At 64.8% G+C, this 19,222-nt stretch carries 10 protein-coding genes; 9 read left to right on the forward strand and 1 reads right to left on the reverse strand.

The annotated features are described in order from the left end of the window. The first annotated feature begins 184 nt into the window (after positions 1-184). Both XH92_RS42885 and XH92_RS02880 read left to right on the forward strand, forming a co-directional pair. The gene (locus XH92_RS42885; protein ID WP_246788655.1) at positions 185-664 is read left to right on the forward strand and encodes a hypothetical protein; all 480 of its coding nucleotides are present in this window, start codon (positions 185-187) and stop codon (positions 662-664) included. Further along, positions 570-1,616, forward strand: coding sequence for a hypothetical protein (locus XH92_RS02880; protein WP_246788649.1), 1,047 nt, complete (start codon positions 570-572; stop codon positions 1,614-1,616). The genes XH92_RS42885 and XH92_RS02880 overlap by 95 nt, the downstream gene beginning before the upstream one ends. 97 nt (positions 1,617-1,713) lie before the next feature. On the opposite strand, the gene XH92_RS02885 is transcribed toward XH92_RS02880, so the two are convergent. Next, a complete protein-coding gene (locus XH92_RS02885) occupies positions 1,714-2,217 on the reverse strand; it encodes a nucleoside deaminase (protein WP_194457885.1) in 504 nt (167 codons plus the stop codon). A 404-nt stretch (positions 2,218-2,621) separates the two neighbouring features. On the opposite strand from XH92_RS02885, the gene XH92_RS02890 reads away from it, so the two are divergent. From XH92_RS02890 to XH92_RS02920, 7 genes are all read left to right on the forward strand, one after another. After that, the gene (locus tag XH92_RS02890) at positions 2,622-3,554 is read left to right on the forward strand and encodes an AraC family transcriptional regulator (RefSeq protein WP_194457886.1); all 933 of its coding nucleotides are present in this window, start codon (positions 2,622-2,624) and stop codon (positions 3,552-3,554) included. Between the two features lie 128 nt (positions 3,555-3,682). Then, a complete protein-coding gene (locus tag XH92_RS02895; protein ID WP_210345535.1) occupies positions 3,683-4,099 on the forward strand; it encodes a hypothetical protein in 417 nt (138 codons plus the stop codon). Between the two features lie 49 nt (positions 4,100-4,148). After that, positions 4,149-5,066: an NADP-dependent oxidoreductase gene (locus tag XH92_RS02900; RefSeq protein ID WP_194457887.1), complete on the forward strand. Its 918-nt coding sequence runs from the start codon at positions 4,149-4,151 to the stop codon at positions 5,064-5,066. Positions 5,067-5,329: 263 nt separating this feature from the next. Further along, the gene (locus XH92_RS02905) at positions 5,330-5,965 is read left to right on the forward strand and encodes an STN domain-containing protein (protein WP_194457888.1); all 636 of its coding nucleotides are present in this window, start codon (positions 5,330-5,332) and stop codon (positions 5,963-5,965) included. Then, a complete protein-coding gene (locus XH92_RS02910) occupies positions 5,962-6,477 on the forward strand; it encodes an RNA polymerase sigma factor (protein ID WP_194457889.1) in 516 nt (171 codons plus the stop codon). The genes XH92_RS02905 and XH92_RS02910 overlap by 4 nt, the downstream gene beginning before the upstream one ends. Before the next feature lie 93 nt (positions 6,478-6,570). Then, positions 6,571-7,557: a FecR family protein gene (locus XH92_RS02915; RefSeq protein WP_194457890.1), complete on the forward strand. Its 987-nt coding sequence runs from the start codon at positions 6,571-6,573 to the stop codon at positions 7,555-7,557. Positions 7,558-7,787: 230 nt separating this feature from the next. Next, positions 7,788-19,004 (forward strand): filamentous haemagglutinin family protein, encoded by an 11,217-nt coding sequence (locus tag XH92_RS02920; protein WP_194457891.1) that lies wholly within the window; start codon positions 7,788-7,790, stop codon positions 19,002-19,004. The last annotated feature ends 218 nt before the right edge of the window (positions 19,005-19,222 follow it).

Genomic DNA, 19,222 nt, shown 5'->3' on the forward strand with positions numbered 1-19,222 from the left:
CAATAGTGGGCCAGTTTTGGAACGTGCGTAAGTAGCAAAAAACGCCACTGATTGCTTAAGCCTTCGGCACAACTGAGTTTTCCGTAGTTGCACGGGGACCGCCCGAGCTGCGCCGCAGGAGCGCGCGTCACCCGGCGCAGCAGCCAAGAGTGTTGCAAGATTGTAACTGTCGAGCCAATTCGAAATGGCGGTAGGCAGCGATGACGCGAAGTTGAGCACGATCGCGGAAGCGCGCTCCGGTGAATTGATTGCGTGCCAACGGCGAATTTCATGCTGCGCCGAAATGTCTCAGATCGCTAGCAATGACGGGCATAATTTGAAAAATCCAAAATCCGTCGATGCCGATTTTCCGGCGGCCGAGCTTTGCGAAAACCAGCCAAGCCGGACCGATCTTGCGGAGCCTGCTGATCAAACACGCGTCACGACGTGGAAAAAGTTCAGGCTTCCCGTTCTGCCGGAAGCGGCGTCACGTTCCAGCGTAAGCACGAATTCCGTTTGCTTCACTCTGGGGGTCATTCGCGATGTTCAATATCCGCCGCACATTGTCAGCAGCTGCGCTGTTGTTAGGATTGATACCGGCCGCCAATCCTGCAAGCGCCGCCGATCTTCCGGTCAAGGCGCCCAAGCCGGTGGCCGACCTGCCATTCTTTCTGGTCATCGATGATCGCGTGACCTATTCCTACATCTTTTCCGGCACCGATCCCGGCGTCTTTTCAGTCCGTCCGGACGGCAGCATCAATGGAAAGACCGCGAAGCAGGTATACTCGTTCACGCATTTCGACATCTGGGCCTATGGCCAGAACTTCTTCACGATCTCGATGTACAAATCGGATCACAACGACCCGGCGTCACCGTGCTCGAATGTCGGTGTGACGATCACAGGAGCTCCAGCTACCTGCGCCGGCGCGACCGAGATCTATGGCCTGTTCCGCTCGACCTTCGGCTGGAATCAGATATTCAACACGAAGGCGTTCAGCATGGGGCCGCTGAACAATATCTCGTTCGAAGTCGGCATGGATGCCAACACGGAGAACAACTTCCTCGCGCCGGCCAAGCGCGACGTCGTCGCCGGTCTGCAGTTTGAGTTCAACCTTCCCTACAAGGGCTACATCAACGTGTCGCCGTTGATGTACTACGAGTTCTACAATCACAATGCGTTCGACCAGTGTGGTCTGTTCGGCCCGGGCGTTCCTGGCGTGAGCTGCATCAGCGACGGCAATACCAAGTTCAAGCCGACCTGGGCCGTCGAGGTGAACTACTACATGGATCTCGGCTTCCTGCCTGAGAACATGCAGTATTTCTCGATCAGCGGCCGCGCCGGCTGGTACGGCAAGAAGGGCACCGAGAACGAGCCCATGGCGTTCAATCCGGTCACCAACATCAGTACCGCGGTGGAGCTGAACTCCGAGCCAATCCGTCTGACCTTCGACGCGAGCAAGGCGTTCTGGGGCCCGAAGTATTCGCACTTTGTCGACGTCTGGGTGGCCTACCGCTACTGGCAGAACAAGTTCGGCCTCGATCACGCCAAGAGCGTTGTCTGTAACGTGGCGGCCGGCGTGAGCAACAATTCCTGCACCGAGGAATCGCTCTATTCCGGCATCTCGGTGAAGTTCTGATCCACCCAGGCCGTTCCAACGGGTGGTCCTGATGGCGCCGCGATGACCCCGCGGCGCCATTTCCCCTGTTCGACGACAAGGGCTGCCTTTCAAAGACTCAACCTGTTTTCCAAACGCCTTGATGCAGGGCTGCGGCCTCCGCCTCGAGTTGCGGTCCGACGACCTCGGTCGAACGTTGTCCGCTGCGAAATACCTCACGGCAAGGCAGATCGAGAGTTGGATTCTCGGCGTGATCGCCGGTGAGTTCGCGCAGGGCATGCTCGCTGAGGCCGTAGACGACGCGGCCGATGCCTGCCCAATAGATCGCTCCTGCACACATGGCGCATGGCTCGGCGGAGGAGTAAAGCGTCGCTCCCTTCCGCACGTCGGCGGGAAGCGTCAAACAGGCCTGCGTCGCCAGCAGCCGCTCGGCATGCGCGGTACCGTCGCGCGAAGGCATAAAGCCGTTTTCGGCCTCCAGCAGGACGCGACGATCGTGGTCGACCAGGACTGCTCCAAAGGGATGGTTGCCGTGGGCGAGCGCGCGGCGGGCCACGTCGAATGATTGGCGCAGAAAGTGCGTGTCGACGTCCTCCTGGCTCAGTGTCGCAATGTCAATCATAGAGGATGCCACCATTTCAAACGGCAGCGCTTACGGGATTTCGGCCTGCGCCTGCCGATCGGATCACGCCCTGCCGCCAAGCGTCCGAGAGTTAATGACGCTCGTCAAGCAGTATTCGTGGCGCGGATCGCGCCAATGACGCGGTTGAGACTCTGCCCTGGCGTGTCCGACAGGTGCTACCGAGGAAGGAGTTCGCTGGAGTTGTGAGAACGACCGTTCGCATCGATCGCGCAGTCACTTCAGAACAGGACTGCGAACACCGGGCGGAGCCAGCCTTACCCCCGGCTTCTGGCGAACCTTGCTCCCGCTCAGTTCCTCGCTTTTGACCCATCAGCGACATGCGGGGCGAAGTCTGCTATCGTGCAACGCGGGTGCGGGGAGTCTAGCTGAACGAGATGGCCCGCATGTTCGACCTCCTGAGTGATGTCTTTGAGACCATCAGGCTCAAAGGAACACTTTATTTCCGTACCGACTATTCGCCACCCTGGGCCATTACCGTTCCGGCATACGAGCAAGCGGCGCGGTTCCATTTTGTGATCCAGGGGTGCTGCCATGTGAGCCTTCCATCCGGCAGCAATATCGTTCTTGAACCAGGCGATGTCGTCTTGATTCCCCGCGGTCGGGGACATGTCCTTGCCGATCGTCCGGGCCGGGCACCGGCGCCGTTGGAACGCGTGATCCAGGAATCGGGTTACGACGGCAAGGGCGCGTTCGTGATCGGCAAGGGTGACCCCCAGGCCACAACACAAATGGTTTGTGGTCACCTTGGCTTTTCGCAGGGCGCCGATCATCCGCTGCTTGGCGCATTGCCCGAAGCAATCCTGATAACCCAGCCCGACCGCGGTCGTTATCCGCTGCTTGACGAGTCACTGCGCCTGGTTGCGCGGCGTGCGCTGAGTGACGAGGTCGGTGCCGCCGCTTCGATCGCGCGTCTGTCGGAAATCGTTTTTATCGAGGCTGTGCGGGCAAGCGTCGAACGTCATCCGCCACTGGCCAACATCATGACCGCGATGACGGATATTCATATCGGCCGCTCCCTCGAACTGGTGCACAAAACGCCCGGCGATCCATGGACGGTCGAAACTCTCGCCAAAGCAAGCGGCATGTCGAGGAGCCGCTTCGCGGAGCGGTTTACGGAACTCGTCGGTGTTGCGCCTATGGCTTATGTCACGGAATGGAGATTGCAAAAAGCTTTGGCCAGGCTCGGCAGTTCCAAAGCAAGCGTGAAAGAAGTTGCAGCTCAGGCCGGCTACCAATCGGCGGCGGCCTTTGCGCGGGCATTTTCCCAACGCTTTGGAATTCCTCCGACCGATACTCGTGATCTTGAATCGTCATAGGTTTGCATATCGTCCCAACTGTCTTGCAGACAGTCCGTACTTTGTTCGCGTGTCTTGCTCCTGCGACCCGCGCGATCCTAGCTGAGTGGTGTTGCGAACAGTCGCCACTCAGACCAAAGGAGTCGATCGTGCAAATCAATCAACAAGCCACCCATCCCTCTACTCACTTCGACCCCAGGTTCGTCACCAAGACGATACACGCTTACCTGGACTATCCTGTTGCTGCGAGCTTGATCGCCTTACCCTTCGTGCTCGGACTCGGCGGCTCAAATCCTTCGGCAAAATGGGTCGCTGTCGTCACTGGCGTGGCAGCGATCATTCTGACGTTCTTTACGAATCACAGAACGGGCGTCATCCGGATTATCCCGTTCTCATTTCATGTCGCGGTTGATGCTCTCGTCGGCATCATCTTCGTGACGGTGCCGTTTGTCCTCGGCTTTACCGGTCTCGATGCCTGGTACTACTGGGCAAACGGTGGAGCGCTGTTAGTGGTGCTCTGCTTGCAGAAGCCTGACGCGATGCAGATGCGGACCGCAAGCGCTTGAAGTCCACCTGCTTCCAGCAAGGAGGCAAATGACTCAGGAGAGAACGACCATGAAGGCAATGGTAGTAACGAACCGGGCTGCGGGAAAGGCCGGGATGAAGCTGGTGGAGCGGCCCGCGCCGCAGGCAGCGATCAACGACGTCGTCGTTCAGATCCATGCGGCAGGATTCGTCTCGACTGAGCTGGAGTGGCCCTCGACCTGGACGGATCGCCTCGACCGCGATCGAACACCGTCGATCCTCGGCCACGAACTGGCCGGAGTGGTCACCGCTCTCGGCTACGGTACGACGGGGCTGTCGCTGGGACAGCGAGTGTTCGGCCTCGCCGACTGGTATCGCGACGGCACCCTGGCGGAGTATGTAGCCATAGAGGCTCGCAACCTCGCGCCGCTCCCGGGCGACGTCGATTTCACGGTGGGCGCGAGTCTGCCAATCTCGGGCCTCACGGCGTGGCAGGGACTGTTCCAGCACGGCCGCCTTCAGGCGGGCAAGAGCGTACTCGTGCACGGCGCGGCCGGCGCAGTCGGTTCGATCGTGACGCAGCTCGCACGAGAGTTCGGCGCCCACGTCATCGGCACCGGACGCGCCGCCGACCGTCAGACGGTGCTCGACTTCGGCGCGAAGGAGTTCGTCGACCTCGACAACGACGCCCTGGAAGACGTCGGCGGAGTCGATCTGGTGTTCGATGGCATCGGCGGCGAGATCGGGAAGCGATCCGCGCGTCTGGTTCGAGCCGGAGGAACGCTGGTGTCCATCGTCGCGCCGCCCGAGGCACGGCCCGCCGACGGCCTCGCGGTCGACTTCGTCGTCGAGTCTGATCGTGCCCAGCTGGGTGAGATCGTCCAGCGGGTGCGGGACGGACGACTACGGACGAACATCGGCAACGTCTCGACCCTCGACGATGCCGTCGCCGCCTTGAACCCGACCGAGCGACGCAGGGGGAAGACGTTCATCCGCGTTCGTCCCTGAGCGACGCACGCCCATTGATGCGCGCAGCCGGCCGAGCGCTTCGTCGGCGACGCGCATGGTCGACGGCACGGTCTGGGAGGGCGTGCGGCTCCAGGAACTTCGCCGCATGCTCTCTACAGTCGCAGCCTTCCTGACATGAGATTGTTACACGGCCTGCCTATGGTCCCCGCCCGACCATGACAGGCCTGTAAACGCGAGGAGCCGAGTTGAACCCGGATGCGCCAGCACGAGCCTGGAGCGCTCGGAGGCTGTGCCGTGCTCTGATGCTGGGCGTCTGTCTCGTCCTGGCGCCGCCGAAAGTATCGGCGCAGGAGGCGCAGATCGACTTTGATATCGTCGCCCAGCCGCTGGCGGCCGCGCTCGAACAGTATGGTGCCGTGGCTGGGCGGAACGTCCTCTACAACAGCAACCTGACGGCCGGACTGCGTTCCAGCGCCGTGCGCGGGCCGATGACCGCGGACATGGCGCTCGTACGTCTGCTCGCGGGCAGCGGTCTGTCGGCGCGTGTGCTCGGAGAGACGTCTTTCGTGCTTTATCCCGCTCCGGCCACAACGCAGGCGGTGCTGCCGCTTCCGGTAAGCCATTATTATGCGCGGCTGCAGACCGGCCTTCGCGCCGCACTGTGCGCTGAGGCGGATGCACGGCCGGGCGGTTATCGGATTGCGCTGCAGTTCTGGATCGATCCCGCCGGCAACGTCGAACGGTTCGCGCGGCTTGGCTCGGCAGGTAGTGCCGCGGCCGACGCGGGCATCGATCACGCGCTCCATCGGATCAAGGTCGATATGCCGCCGCCGGCCGGTCTTGCCCAGCCAGTGACCCTGGTGGTGATCCCGCAGGGACCCGGCACAACGATGGCCTGCAATGGTCCTCCGGCGCGCCGCGCCAGTGCGACGCCATGACCGAGGCGTCCCTGGCGCTGATCAGACGTCTGCTGGTCGAGCGCTACGATGAACTCAAGCGACGATTGACGCGACGGCTGGGATCGTCCGAGCTCGCGGGCGAGGCGTTGCAGGACGCCTGGCTCCGCATCGCCCGGGTGGATTCGATCGGTGTCGTCCGCAATCCCGGCAACTATATCTTTGGCGTCGCCATGAACGCGGCGCGTGATCGCCAGCGTACTGCCGATAGCCGGACCCTGAGTGCCGCCGAGGTCGATGGACTGCTCGAGATCGCCGATGGCGCGCCCGATCCGGAGCAGGTGACGCGCGCGCGTTCGGACCTGCGCGGGCTGGAAGCTATCTTGCGCGAACTGCCGCCGCGCCGCCGCGCGATCCTGCTCGCAGCACGGCTCGACCAGATGCCGCGGCAGGAGATCGCCCGCCGCTTCGGTATCTCCCTGCGCCTGGTCGAGTTGGAGCTGCAGCGGGCGCAGGAATATTGTCTGGCGCGACGTGATCGGAGGGGCGAATAGCATGCGGTTTCGCCTGGCTCGAACCGTCTTCTTGAGAGTGGTGGCGCGAGCCGCCGCATCTTGGCGTGGGCAGGCACGGGGCGGACGCCGGCCATGAGCGCGAAGGACAAGGACGACATGGAACTTGATCCGCTCAAGCGGGAAGCGGTGGGCTGGGTCCGGCATCTCACCTCCGGGCGGGCCACTGCGGCGGACGCCGAGGCGCTGCGGCGCTGGTGCGCCCAGAGCGCGGAGCATGTTGCCGCCTTCACCGCCGCGAGCCGGCTGTGGCGAGATCTTGCTCCGGCCGGCCGCAATGTCCGGGCGGCAATGATGACAGGACAGTTGCCGCGTGCTTCGCGCCCGCTCAACCGCCGCGCGTTGCTTGGCGGCGGGCTCGCGGCCGCTGCCTCGGCGGCGGGCGTCTACGCGCTTGCGCGTCCGCCGCTCGGTCTGTGGCCGTCCTGGTCGGAGTTCGCGGCCGACTACCGGACCGGCACCGGCGAGCAGCGCCATGTGGCGCTGCCGGGCGATGTTTCGATCCAGATGAACGTGCAGACCAGCATCGCGCTTCGGCCTGCCGATCCCGACGCGGCACGGATCGAGTTGCTTTCCGGCGAGGCGGCGTTCGCTACATCCGGGCGCAGTTTTGGCGTATACGCCGCCGACCGCTGGATTCTCGCGGACAAGGCGCAGTTCGACGTGCGTTATGTGCCGGCTGCCGGCGAGCGGCCGGTCTGCGTGACCTGCCTCAAGGGCGAGCTTCAGGTCCAGCGTGGCGCGCAGGCGATCGCCGTCAAGGAGAGCCAGCAACTGCGCTACGACGCGCGGGGGGAGACACTTGCTGCTGCCGATATCGAGGCCACCTCCGCCTGGCAGCGTGGCTTCCTGCTGTTTCGCTTCACGCCGCTATCCGATGCAGTCGAGGAGATCAACCGCTACCGGACCGGCCGCATCTTCGTCGTCAATGCCGCGATCGCACGGTTGCCCGTCAGTGGCCGCTTTCGCATCGATCGTATGGACGAGGTCCTGACCCAGATCCAGCAGGCGTTCAATGCGCGCGTGCGGCTGCTGCCCGGCGGAATCGTGCTGCTGAGTTGAGGGCGATCCGACGATCCCCCGACCGCTCTGCAGCGACACGAAATTTTCACAAAAATACCTTGCGGGTTTTTGCGTGGCTTCCCGTCACGCTGGTGTGACCTCTGCGGTGTTCGCTGGAAGGACGTGTCATGCCGGTTCGAGCTCAAGCCACCCATCATCCCCGTGCACGCGGTGAATTGGCCGTCAGCGCGCCGTTGCGGTCGTCGCGCCGGATGTCCCGCGGCGGGTTGATGGCCGGCACGAGCCTGGCGACATTGTTGCTCGCGGCGTATCCTGCGAGTGCGAGGCCGTTGAGTGGCCCGTGGACGGTCGCGGCGCCGCGTTACGCGGCCGACGCGGCGAGCGCCGGGGCCCAGCAGGCGGCAGACGCGGCGGCCAAGAGCTCTGATGCATTGGCGCGGGCGGCCCAAGCGATCCAGGCCATGCAGGCGACACAGGCGGCCGCGCGCAGTGCCGCGCAGGCCTCCGGCACCTCGCGGACGTTGCCACAGGTGGTGGTGCCCAATGGTCTGGTGCCGGGTGGGCTACAGGTCGCGCCGGGCGCTACGCCCGGATCGAGCCTCTGGTCCGGCGCCAACCTTCCGACCCAGGCGAGCGTCAACGGACGCACCAGTGTCGGCATCACCCAGACCGCGCCGCAGGCAATCCTCAACTGGCAGAGCTTCAGTGTCGGCGCCCGGACCGACGTCGTCTTCAACCAGCAGGGCAACAGCAACTGGGTCGCGCTCAATCGCGTGATCGGCAATGTCGGGCCGAGCCAGATCCTCGGCCGTATCAAGGCTGACGGCCAGGTGCTGCTGATCAACCAGAGCGGCATCATTTTCGGCGGCGCAAGCCAGATCAATGTTGGCTCACTGGTGGCGTCGACTCTCAACATCACCGATCAGCAGTTCAAGACCGCGCTGCTCAATCGCTCGCCGTTTGACAGCTACGGCAACCTGCAGGCCCCGATCTTCGCCAACGGCAACGGCCCAACCGGCGACATCACCGTCGAAGCCGGTGCTGTGATCGTCACGGCGTCGCCCGCATCGGTCACCACGGGCGGCGGGAATGCATTCCTGTTCGGCGCCAATGTGCAGAACAGCGGCAGCATCGTCACGCCAGGCGGACAGGCCGCGCTCGTCGCCGGCACGTCGGTCTATGTCACGACGAGCAGCGGCACGAGCCAACAGGGCCTGGCGCTGAATGTGCTCAATGGCGGCACGGTCAGCAACACCGGCCTCATCGCGGCGCCGACCGGAAACGTCACGCTGGTCGGCATGAATTTGCAGCAGTCCGGCGTCGTGGTGGCGACCACCTCGGTCAACCAGGCCGGTTCGATCCTGCTGTCCGCGCAGCAGGGGCTGCAGGGAATGTACGGTTATGACAGCTCCTCGCACTACGCGGTGTCGACGCAGACCGGTGTGGTGCGGCTCGCGCCCGGCAGCCTCACGGCGGTCCTCCCCGAAGAGGATGGTCTCACCGCGATGGATACCCAGCCCCAGGCCCAGTCGCGGATCACGGTCGAGGGCGGCTTCGTCAACGTGCAGTCCGGAGCTGCGATCATCGCGCCGTCCGGACGCGTTGCGCTTCAGGCATCGAGCTACGGAGACCAGCTCTATCTGCAGGACAATCCCGCCGCCAAGATCAACACGAACTCCAACCGCGACGGGGCGCGTGTTCTTGTCGACGCAGGTTCCCTGATCGACGTTTCGGGGTTGCAAAGCGTGCCGGTGGCGGCGTCGAGCGACGTGGTGCAGGTGAACGTGCGCGCCAACGAGTTGCGCGACTCGCCACTGCAGCGCGGCGGTATCCTGTCCAGCAAGAACGTGTGGGTGAACGTCCACGATCTCGATCCCGTGGCGTCGGATCGGGTCTACACCGCAGGCGGGCTGCTCGAGGTGTCGGGATGGCTCGGGCAGGTCGCGCGTCCGATCGACCAGCGTCTGACCACGGGCGGTTCGGTGATCGTCTATTCCACGGGCGATGCCCTCCTGCGCCCCGGTGCGACGATCGATATTGCCGGCGGCTCGCTCGCGCATCAGGCCGGCTATGTGCCCGTCACCTGGCTGGTCGGTTCGGACGGCAGGATCTACAGCGCAAATCAGGCCCCCGCGGACCTGACCTACACCTCGATCGGGGTCGGCTTCACGGTCAATCACGCCCACTGGGGCGTCGCCGAGTTCTATGCCAATCCACTGGTCTCCAGTCAGCTGTACCAGCCGGCCTATCTGGAAGGACGCGCCGCCGGCGCCCTGACCGTGATTGCGAGCGCGGCAGAGATCGATGCCTCGGTTCTCGCGACGACTGTCAATGGACCCTATCAGCGGTCCGCCAACACGCTTCCGGCCGGTGCCGCGCTCACCGTCACTGCGTCCGATGCGACCATCATCGCGCCGTCAGTTGCGCCGCCGGAACTTTCCAGCGCGACGGCGCCGCTGCCGCCGTCCTGGCAACAGACCGTCTATCTGCCGGCCGATCTGCTCAACCAGGCGAACTATGGCAGCATCACCATCAATGCCGGGGGCGGCGTGACCGATCCGGTCAGCGGCATGGTATCTCCTGCCATCAGCATCGTGGGCGGCGCCAAGCTTCAGGTCGCCCCCGGCGGCTCGATCACCCTGAACTCGAATGTCGTCTTTGCCGGCGGCGGAATTTCGATCGACGGTCAGCTGGTGGCACGTGCCGGCTCGATAACCGTCAATGCCGCCCTGCAGGGAACGACTGTCTTCACCGGTGACATCGAACTGCATCGGGGCAGTGTGATCGATACGCGCGGCCTGTGGGTCAATGATCGCACCGGCGGCAACGATAATGCGCCTGCGCTCTACAACGGCGGCAACGTCAAGCTGATCGCCTACGGCAACGTTCGGATCGACGATGGGGCGGTGATCGATGCGTCGAGTGGTGGCTGGGTGCAGAGCACGGGCCGGATCAAGACCAGCAATGGCCTGCCGGTCGGAACCGGTGGCAACATCACGCTGATCGCCGACGGCTTCGGGGCGACGCTGCACAATTCGACGACCCTCGCGCAGAACTATCCGGGCCGGGTCTATCTCGATGGTACGCTGCGATCCTACGGCTTCATCCTTGGCGGTGTGCTCAGCATCGCCACGCCCGCGATCCAGATCGGCGGAGACGCCACCCTTCCGCTCCGCACCATCGGCAGCATCAACGCCGACGGGACCAGCAATCTCACGCCGGTCGATCCTGCCAGTGTGATGCGGCTGTCGCCCGGATTCTTTGCCAGCGGCGGCTTCAGTCAATACGCCCTCTACAGCTACCAGAACCTGACGGTCGTGGGCGGCACCGATCTCGAGCTGCACGGGGTCAATCTGGTTCCGAATCCGCAGGCAGCCCTGGCGCCGACAGGCAGCGACGTCATGAGCGTCGCGACGGCGGGGATACTGCCGTCGTATCTGCGGCCGGCGCCCGTCAATCTCGTCCTGAGCGCGATCGACGCTTTCAACGGCAATCTCGACGTTCAGCGCGGCGTCGTGATCAATGCCGATCCGCAGGCGAAAATATCCCTGCACGCACGCCATCAACTCAGTTTCGACGGCACGATCAGCGCGCCCGCCGGCACCATCAACATCGATTTGACCGGCACCACAGGAACCTGGAATGCGGTCGACTCTCAGGTTGGCGTGCCGCCCAACAATGGGCCGTCTTATGTTGCCACGCAGACGCTGTGGATCGGCGCGGACGCAAGGTTGTTGGTGCCTGGCCTCGTGACGTCGACGTTGGATGGGCTGGGGCGCCCGGTGAACACGGTGCTCGGCGGCGGACAGGTCAACATCAATCAGGACGCTCAGCCCGCGCTCTACTACCCCTATTCGGCCACCCAGCCTTATGGCGAGCAGCCGCTCGGTGTCGTCGTGGCGCAAGCCGGGGCGATCATCGATGTGTCGGGGGCGTCGGGAACGATACAGCAGGTCGCGGGCCGATCGGGTCTCATCCAGACACAAGTTGCGACACCGGGCGGCGGGATCGCGATCCGGGCATCGCTCGGATTGCTATTCGACGCCAACATGAAGGCACAGAGCGGCGGGACTGGAGCATCCGGCGGCAGCCTGACGATCGATCAGGTGATCGGGAGCTATGTCGCGGACAATTCGGGGGTCTCGCAGTTCGTGCAGCCGGTGTTTCAGACGATCGTGAGCCAAGCCGCGCCGCTGATGACCACTGGTCTGGCGCAGGGGCAGTCGGTCCCCGGCAACTTGCTCGGAGACATCTTCATTGGCGCTGACCAGATTTCCGGCGGCGGCTTCGCGTCGGTGTCTCTCGGCGCGGTCGATGCGCTGGTGTTCAACGGCAACGTCAACCTCGCCGCGGCGCGCAGCCTGACCATCAACGCCAGCAACATCAGTGCAACGCCGGGCGCGCGCGTCCGGCTCAGCGCGCCTTACGTCGACATCGGCGGCGGTCAGCGCAACATCAACGAATACACCAGCAGCGCCTATGTTCCTCTCGGCAGCTACAGCGCAGTACCCATGGCCGGTACGGCACGTCTCGAGGTCGATGCCGACCTGATCGACATCGAGGGCACGCTGCGCAGCGGTGCGAGTTACAGCTACGTCACGAGCTTCATCGATTTCAGCACTCCGGTCCGTCAGGCGGTGTCGCTGCCCGGCTTTGCCAGCATCGCGTTCAACAGCCTCGGCGACATCCGCCTGGTGCCGGTTTCGAAGACTGCGCCTTCCTACGCTCTCAAGCCGTCCACGTTGGCGACGGCCGGTGACGTGACGTTCACGGGGACGGAAATCTACCCGATCAGCAGCGGACCGGTCAGCAATGCATATGCAAGCATTACGAGCAGTCTGTTCCTGATCCAGGCGACAGGGCCCAACAGCGTGGTCAGCTTTGCCAGCAACGGCCAGGCGCCCTATGTGCCGCTGTCAGCGGGCGGATCCGTGCAAATCGTTGCGCCGACCATCAATCAGGGCGGCGTCCTGCTGGCACCGCTTGGGCAGATCACCTTCGGAGATCCGAGCAATCCCACCTCCACGCGCGCGATCAACCTGCTCCCGGGAAGCATCACGTCGGTGTCGGCGGGCGGCACGCTGATCCCATATGGCGCGCCGCTCGGCAACACCGACTGGATCTACGGCTACGACAACAGCGGCACGCCGAACACGATCAGCGCGCCACCGGCCAAGACGATCTCGTTCTATGGCCGGGCGTTGACGGTCGCAGGCGCGTCGGGTGGGGCGGCTACTGCGCGCATCGATGAGTCCGGCGGCGGCGATCTCTACGGCGCGCAGTTCGTCAGCGGCGCCGGCGGCTCGATCGATACGCTCAACGGTATCAAGACATTCGCGGTCCTGCCGAGCCTCGGCAACCGCTATGCGCCGCGCGATCCCCAGATGCAGCTCAGCGATCCGACGCAGACGACATCCGCGCCGGTTGCCCTGCAGGTTGGTCAGCAGATCTACCTGAGCGGAATTCCGGGATTGCCGGCTGGTACCTACACCTTGCTGCCGGGGCACTACGCGTTGTTGCCCGGCGCTTACAAGGTCACGGTTGCGGAGAATCAGACTACCGCGACCGGGCTGTCGAACTTTGCGCAGCGTGACGGCTCCTACCGTGTGCTGGGCTATGGCGAGGTCGCCAATACGGGCATCCGCGATTCGCTTCCCTCGGTCTACATCGTCACGCCGGGCGCGGTGGTCCGCCAGCAGTCGCAATATGCCGAAACCACGGCAACTCAATTCTATGCGTCCAAGGCGGCCGCAAGCGGCATCGCGGCGCCCTATCTTCCGCTCGACGCGGGACAGCTCGTCATCAATGCGACCAACAGTCTGTCGTTGCCGGTCACCGGCGGATTCGGCGACTTCACGGCTCCGGCGGGCGGCCGGGGCGGGCAGGCCGATATCGTGGCTTCGAATCTCGAGATCCTCGCGCCGGGCGGCGCCGCAGCGCCGGGCATGACGGGGCTGCAGGCCAGTGCGCTCGATAGCATCGGGGCGCAGAGCATTCTGATCGGCGGTACGCGCAACCTGAACGGCAACGTGCTGACCATCACGCCGGCGGCGCAGAAGCTTCAGATCGACAGTGGGGCGGTGCTGACCGCGCCCGAAATCATGCTGACGGCGAGCAGCGCGATCACGATCGGCGCCGGTGCGCAGATCGACACGACGTCGTTCGGCGCAATTTCCACCCTGTTCCCGAACGATCCGAAGACCGGCAAGACCCTGGGATCAATCGCGCTGGCGCGTGTCGGCAGCGGGGCGGGCGCATTCGTGCTGGCGTCCAACGCACCCGTGCTGCCGATTACGTTGCCGACGGGGAGCAACGGCGCGAGCAAGCTGAGCATCGGCGCGGGCGCGCAAATCTTCGGCGGCAGCGCGCTGGCGCTGAGCGCCTCCAACACGATCAGCATGGATCCGCTCGCCCGCCTTGCGGCGCCGACCGTCATGGTCAGCGTGCCGGTGATCAATTTCGGCGCGGGAGGCACTTCGGGCTTCAACCTGAGCGCCGGCCTGCTCTCGCAATTGTCCGAGGGTGATCCGCTGCGTCATCTGCCGGCGACCGGCAACCTGATGCTGTCGGCGTCCACGGCGATCAACGTCTACGGCTCGGTCGATCTCGGTGATCTGGATCCGGCGACCGGCCAGCCGCTGCTCGCCGGACTGACATTGAGTGCGCCCGTGATCAACGGGTTTGGTGCCGCGACCGACAGCGTCAAACTCCGCGCCAACGCGATTACGCTGAAGGGCGGCGCAACCGGCGCAGCTTCGACCGGAAGCGGGCAGGGCGCGCTCGAAATCGATGCGACGCAGCTGACGCTGGGCGGCGGCGGCAATCTCGCGTTCGGGGGCTTCGCCACCGTGACACTGGCGGCATCCGGGCAGGTGATCGGGGGCGTCGCCTATGCCGGCCCGATCGCTGCGGGCACGATGCAAAAAATCGGCACGGTGTCCTACGCCCCGGGCGAGGTGATGCCGGGCACGTTCAGCGTCAGCGGAGACCTGACGATCGCCGCGCCGCTGGTGACGGCGCAGGCCGGCGCGCTGACGCAACTCGTCGCCAATGCCGGCACGGTCACCTTCGCAGCGCGGTCTGGCGGCGCCGTCCAGACGGCCACCAACTCCAACGGCGCAACACTTTCCGTCTCCGCGCAGAGCATCGTCCAGGGCACCACCCTCGACCTGCCGTCCGGCGCGATCACCTTCACCGCGCAGAACGGCATCACGCTGCAGGCCGAGTCCGTCACCAATGTCGCGGGCGCGGTGACGCCGTTCTTCGACGTGGTGCGGATTGCACCGGCCGGCAGCGTGACGCTGCAGACCGTGAACGGCGATGTCGCCATTGCTTCAGGGGCGGTGGTCGATCTGCGTGGCGGCCGATTGGGCTCGGTGACGCTGCCGGCGCTCGATGTCGTGGATTCCGACCAGGGCGGCAACGCCGGGACGCTCACCATCGTCGCGCCGAACGGGACCGCCCGTCTCGACGGCCAGCTGCTGGCCAGCGCCGATCCGCGCTACGCCGGCGGCAAGGCGGTCCTAGCGGTCAAGTCGGGTGACGCTGCTGCGCTGCTCGGCAGCATCGCAGGTTTCTCGGGCGAGCAGGCGCTGACGCTCGCGAACGGCGACATCAATGTCGGCAACATCACCGCCCACGATGTCGAGCTGACCGCGAGCCGCGGCAGCATCATCGTCGCCGGCCTGATCGATGCGAGCGGCGGCAGCGATGCGAGCATCCGCCTGATCGCCGGCAACAATCTGGAGCTGGGCGCGCATGCGGTGCTCAATGCCGTCGCGACCGGCGCGCGGGGCGGTACGGTGTTTCTCGGCCTCGCCGGCAACAGCTCCGGCATGTTGACGTTCGATGCCGACGCCGGCAGCACGCCGACGATCAACGTCGCCGGGGCCGACCCGAACATCGCGCTCAATGGCGGGCAGCTCTGGCTGCGCGCGCCGCGGACAGCCAACAGCGACGGTACCACCGGCGTGCGCGTCAGCAACAACGGGGTGCAGGTCGTCGGTGCGCGCGAAATCGTCGTCGAGGCGGTCAAGGTCTATGACATCACCGGCACACCCTATGTCGACGCGAACCTGGCGACGGCCGATGCCGACGCGCAGGCGTATGTCGCGGCGGCAACGATCAAGACCGGCATCGGCACGCTGACCGGCACCTCCGTCACCGCCTTCCATCTGATGCCCGGCATCGAGCTGCGCAGCAGCGGTGATCTCCAGCTGTTGCAAAATCCATCCCCCACCAATTCCGGAATCGATCTGCACACCTACCGCTACAATGGCGAGCCGATGGTGCTGACGCTCCGCGCGGCCGGCAACCTGCTGATCAATGGCAGCATCAGCGACGGTTTTGCCGCGCCGGTCAGTTCGCCGGACGGCAGCATCTTCGCCATCGCGGCGCCTCTGCCGGCGGGCTCCGGATCGGCGACGCTGCGGCTGGTCGCGGGCGCGGATCTCACCGGTGCCGATCCGCTGGCGGTCGTGCCGGCCGTGCTGCGTCCCGCGGCCACGGCGACCAATCCCGAGCCAGGCTCGATCGTGTTCGCGGCGCCCTACCTGATTGACGCCAATGTCAATGACAGCGGCATCGTCGTGCAGATTCCGGGCGTAGTCCGCACCGGCGCGCGCGATATCGAGCTCGCTGCGGCCGGCAACATCGACATCCAGACCGCATTCGGCATTTATACTGCGGGCGAGCCGGTAACGCCGAATTTCACGCCGGCCCAGCGCGCTCTGATCATGTCTGCCTACACGTACACCTACGACAACTATCTCGGATATACCTTCGACGCGGACTTTAATCTGAAGGCGTACGACACGCTGTATCCCCTCGCATTCAGCGCCAGCTATTCGAGCGGCGGCGGCAATCTCACGGTCAAGGCGCATGGCAGCCTGATCGGCGCCGATACGAGCAATAATGGCGTGACGAGCTATGCGGCTTCCGAGCTCGACACCTTCTGGCTCTGGACCGAACCGAAGGCCGTCAGTCCGACCTGGTTCGTCAATTTCGGCTCCTACTATCAACCGTATCTCGATTTCGGGGGCGACTCATTTCCGTCAGTGGCCGCGTTCAAGGGGCTCGGCGCGTTGGGAGGCGGCAACGTCCGGGTCGCGGTCGATGGTGATCTGAAGGCCGTCGACATCAGCGTGCCGACAACAGGCGGATTGACGGGCACCGGTGCATTGTCAGTCTACGGCGGCGGCAATCTCTCGCTGGCGGTTGGCGGCGCTATCAACTACGCCAATCTGCTGGTGGGGCGAGGAACGGCCGACATCCAGGCCGGCGAGATCGGCATGGCGCCGCTGGACACAACTTCTCTGATAATCGCGCGCGTGGATATGTTGATCGGCGACGCTCAGTTCAACGTGGTGTCCCGCCGGGGAATCAACGCGATCGTCGGCGATCCGACACGGACGACGCAGCAACCCGACCCCGCGAGAACCGGCTATCACATCCCGGCCGGCCTGGAAGGAAATGGGCCCCCCTCATTTTACTACAACCCGGTGGCACCCTACGGCTTCTTCACCAGCATGACGGCCGCCAGCGCCCTGACCGAATTCGCTGAAGGCGGCGACATCACGGTGCATGGTGATTTCGCGCCACCGATCTTCGAACTGACGGCGGCCGGCGGCTCGATCCGCGCCGGCTACATTGCGCAGAGCGGCTCCAATTTCAGTTATCTGGCCGCACTGGCTGCGCCGACGGCCCGCCTCGACCTGCTGGCCCGGCAGGATATCGTCAGCTTCGGCGTCAGCATGACGGCGGCCGATCTGGAGCCCCAGATTACCGGTGCCTCGGCGCCGGCAGGCAGCGATTACGCGAGCACGCTCTCCAATTCGTCCTACGACACGTTTGGCGGCGCATTGTCGCTGCCCTCGAACCTGGTGCAGTTCAACAATCCACATACCGTGCATGTCTATGCGGTGCAGGGGAGCCTGATGAGGCTCGCGCTGGCGACGTCGGAGCGCGCGCAGGTGCGCGCCGGCCTCGATATCGTTCAGCCGATCATCAATATCGAGAACGCCGGGCTCGGCGACGTCTCGCTGGTGCAGGCCGGACGCGACATCGTCAGTTGCCAGCCGTGCAGCCTGGCCTACCCGGACGTCTTCAACATTCGTGTGGAGGGGCCCGGCTCGCTATCGGTCCTTGCCGGTCGCGACATTGTTGCGCAGAAGGGGCAGTATGGCACGCAGGGCGTTGGCATCACGTCGGTCGGCAATGCGGACAATCCATTGCTGCCGGCGACCGGTGCCTCGCTCGGCATCGCGGTCGGCACCGGCGCGAGCGGACCCGACACCGCGGCCTTCATCAACCTCTATTTCGATCCGCGTAACACCGATGCGACGACGCAAGGCTATCTCGCGCAGCTCACCACCTACATGAGCGGGATCGAGGGTATCGCCCTCAGTCGCGACCAGGCGCTCGCCGATTTCCGCAACCTCGGCCCGGCGGCACAATTGCCGTTCATCGAGCAGGTGTATTTCGCCGAGCTCAGGGCGGGCGGCGAGGCGGCGGCGAACGGCCATGGCGCAGGCGGCAAGGGTTACGATCGGGCCTACCGGGCGATCCAGACCTTGTTCCCCGGCAGTGTGATCGGTGGCACCACCACAGCCTATGCCGGCAACCTTTCGTTGTTCCAGCTCGCACGCGTCCGCACCGAGCAGGGTGGCAGCATCAACATCCTGGCGCCCGGTGGCGGCGTGTCGCTCGGCATCGAGAACCAGACGCCCGACCTGACCGGGCAGACCGACACGGCGCGCCCCGGCCTGCTGACGCTCGAAGGCGGTGACATCAACATCTTCACCGATCGGAGCGTGGTGGTGGCGCAGTCGCGCGTCTTCACCGAGCTCGGCGGCGACATTCTGATGTTCTCGACCAACGGTGACCTCAACGCCGGCAAGGGCAAGCAGACCTCGATCGTGACGTCGCCGCCTCTGGTCGTCTACGATCAGTACGGCCGCTCTGCCAAAACGCCGAACACGCCGCAAACCGGCGCCGGCATCGCAACCCTGATTGGTGTGCCCGGCGTGCCTCCTGGGAACGTCGACCTGTTCGCACCGCACGGCACGATCGATGCCGGCGAGGCCGGCATTCGCGTGTCGGGCAATCTCACGCTTGAAGCGCTGCGGGTGCTCAACATCGCCAATATCCAGGTGCAGGGCACATCGGTCGGTGTGCCGGTGGTGCAGGGACCGCCGGTGGGGGCGTTGACCGCGGCGAACAACACCGCGGGCGCAGCCCAGCAGCCGACGGCGGCGGCACCGGCCGGCAACACCGGACAGCCGTCGGTCATTATCGTCGAGGTGCTCGGCTATGGCGGAGGCGACGGCACGCCGGATCCCGGCAGCAACGACCAGCGCCGCGGCGGCAACGAGCGACAGAGCTATGATCCAAACAGCATGTTTCGCGTGGTCGGCAGCGGTGAACTGACGGCCGAGCAGGCGCAGCAGCTGACGGACGACGAAAGGCAGCGGCTGTCGTCGCGGTAGCGATAGCGGGCGGCAAGGCCTGTGGGCAGGCTTGTGATGCGGAGGAGTCCCGACTCCGACGAAGCAAGACAACTGATCGCAGATCGCCGTCGTCAGATACGGCCTTAAAGCGCGATGAGATTGGGTTGAATCGTCATCGCGCTTTAGCTCCTTGTTTGAGCATGATCGTTTCGGAAAACCGCTTCGCACTTTTCCGGATCATGCCCTAGTCCGCATGC

It is taken from the genome of Bradyrhizobium sp. CCBAU 53421 (assembly GCF_015291625.1).
GTDB lineage: Bacteria > Pseudomonadota > Alphaproteobacteria > Rhizobiales > Xanthobacteraceae > Bradyrhizobium.

Coding starts and splice junctions, on each gene's coding strand:
- XH92_RS42885 (WP_246788655.1), top strand. CDS start 185: ATGGCGGTAGGCAGCGATGACGCGAAGTTGAGCACGATCGCGGAAGCG.
- XH92_RS02885 (WP_194457885.1), bottom strand. CDS start 2,217: ATGATTGACATTGCGACACTGAGCCAGGAGGACGTCGACACGCACTTT.
- XH92_RS02890 (WP_194457886.1), top strand. CDS start 2,622: ATGTTCGACCTCCTGAGTGATGTCTTTGAGACCATCAGGCTCAAAGGA.
- XH92_RS02900 (WP_194457887.1), top strand. CDS start 4,149: ATGAAGGCAATGGTAGTAACGAACCGGGCTGCGGGAAAGGCCGGGATG.
- XH92_RS02905 (WP_194457888.1), top strand. CDS start 5,330: ATGCTGGGCGTCTGTCTCGTCCTGGCGCCGCCGAAAGTATCGGCGCAG.
- XH92_RS02910 (WP_194457889.1), top strand. CDS start 5,962: ATGACCGAGGCGTCCCTGGCGCTGATCAGACGTCTGCTGGTCGAGCGC.
- XH92_RS02915 (WP_194457890.1), top strand. CDS start 6,571: ATGAGCGCGAAGGACAAGGACGACATGGAACTTGATCCGCTCAAGCGG.
- XH92_RS02920 (WP_194457891.1), top strand. CDS start 7,788: ATGGCCGGCACGAGCCTGGCGACATTGTTGCTCGCGGCGTATCCTGCG.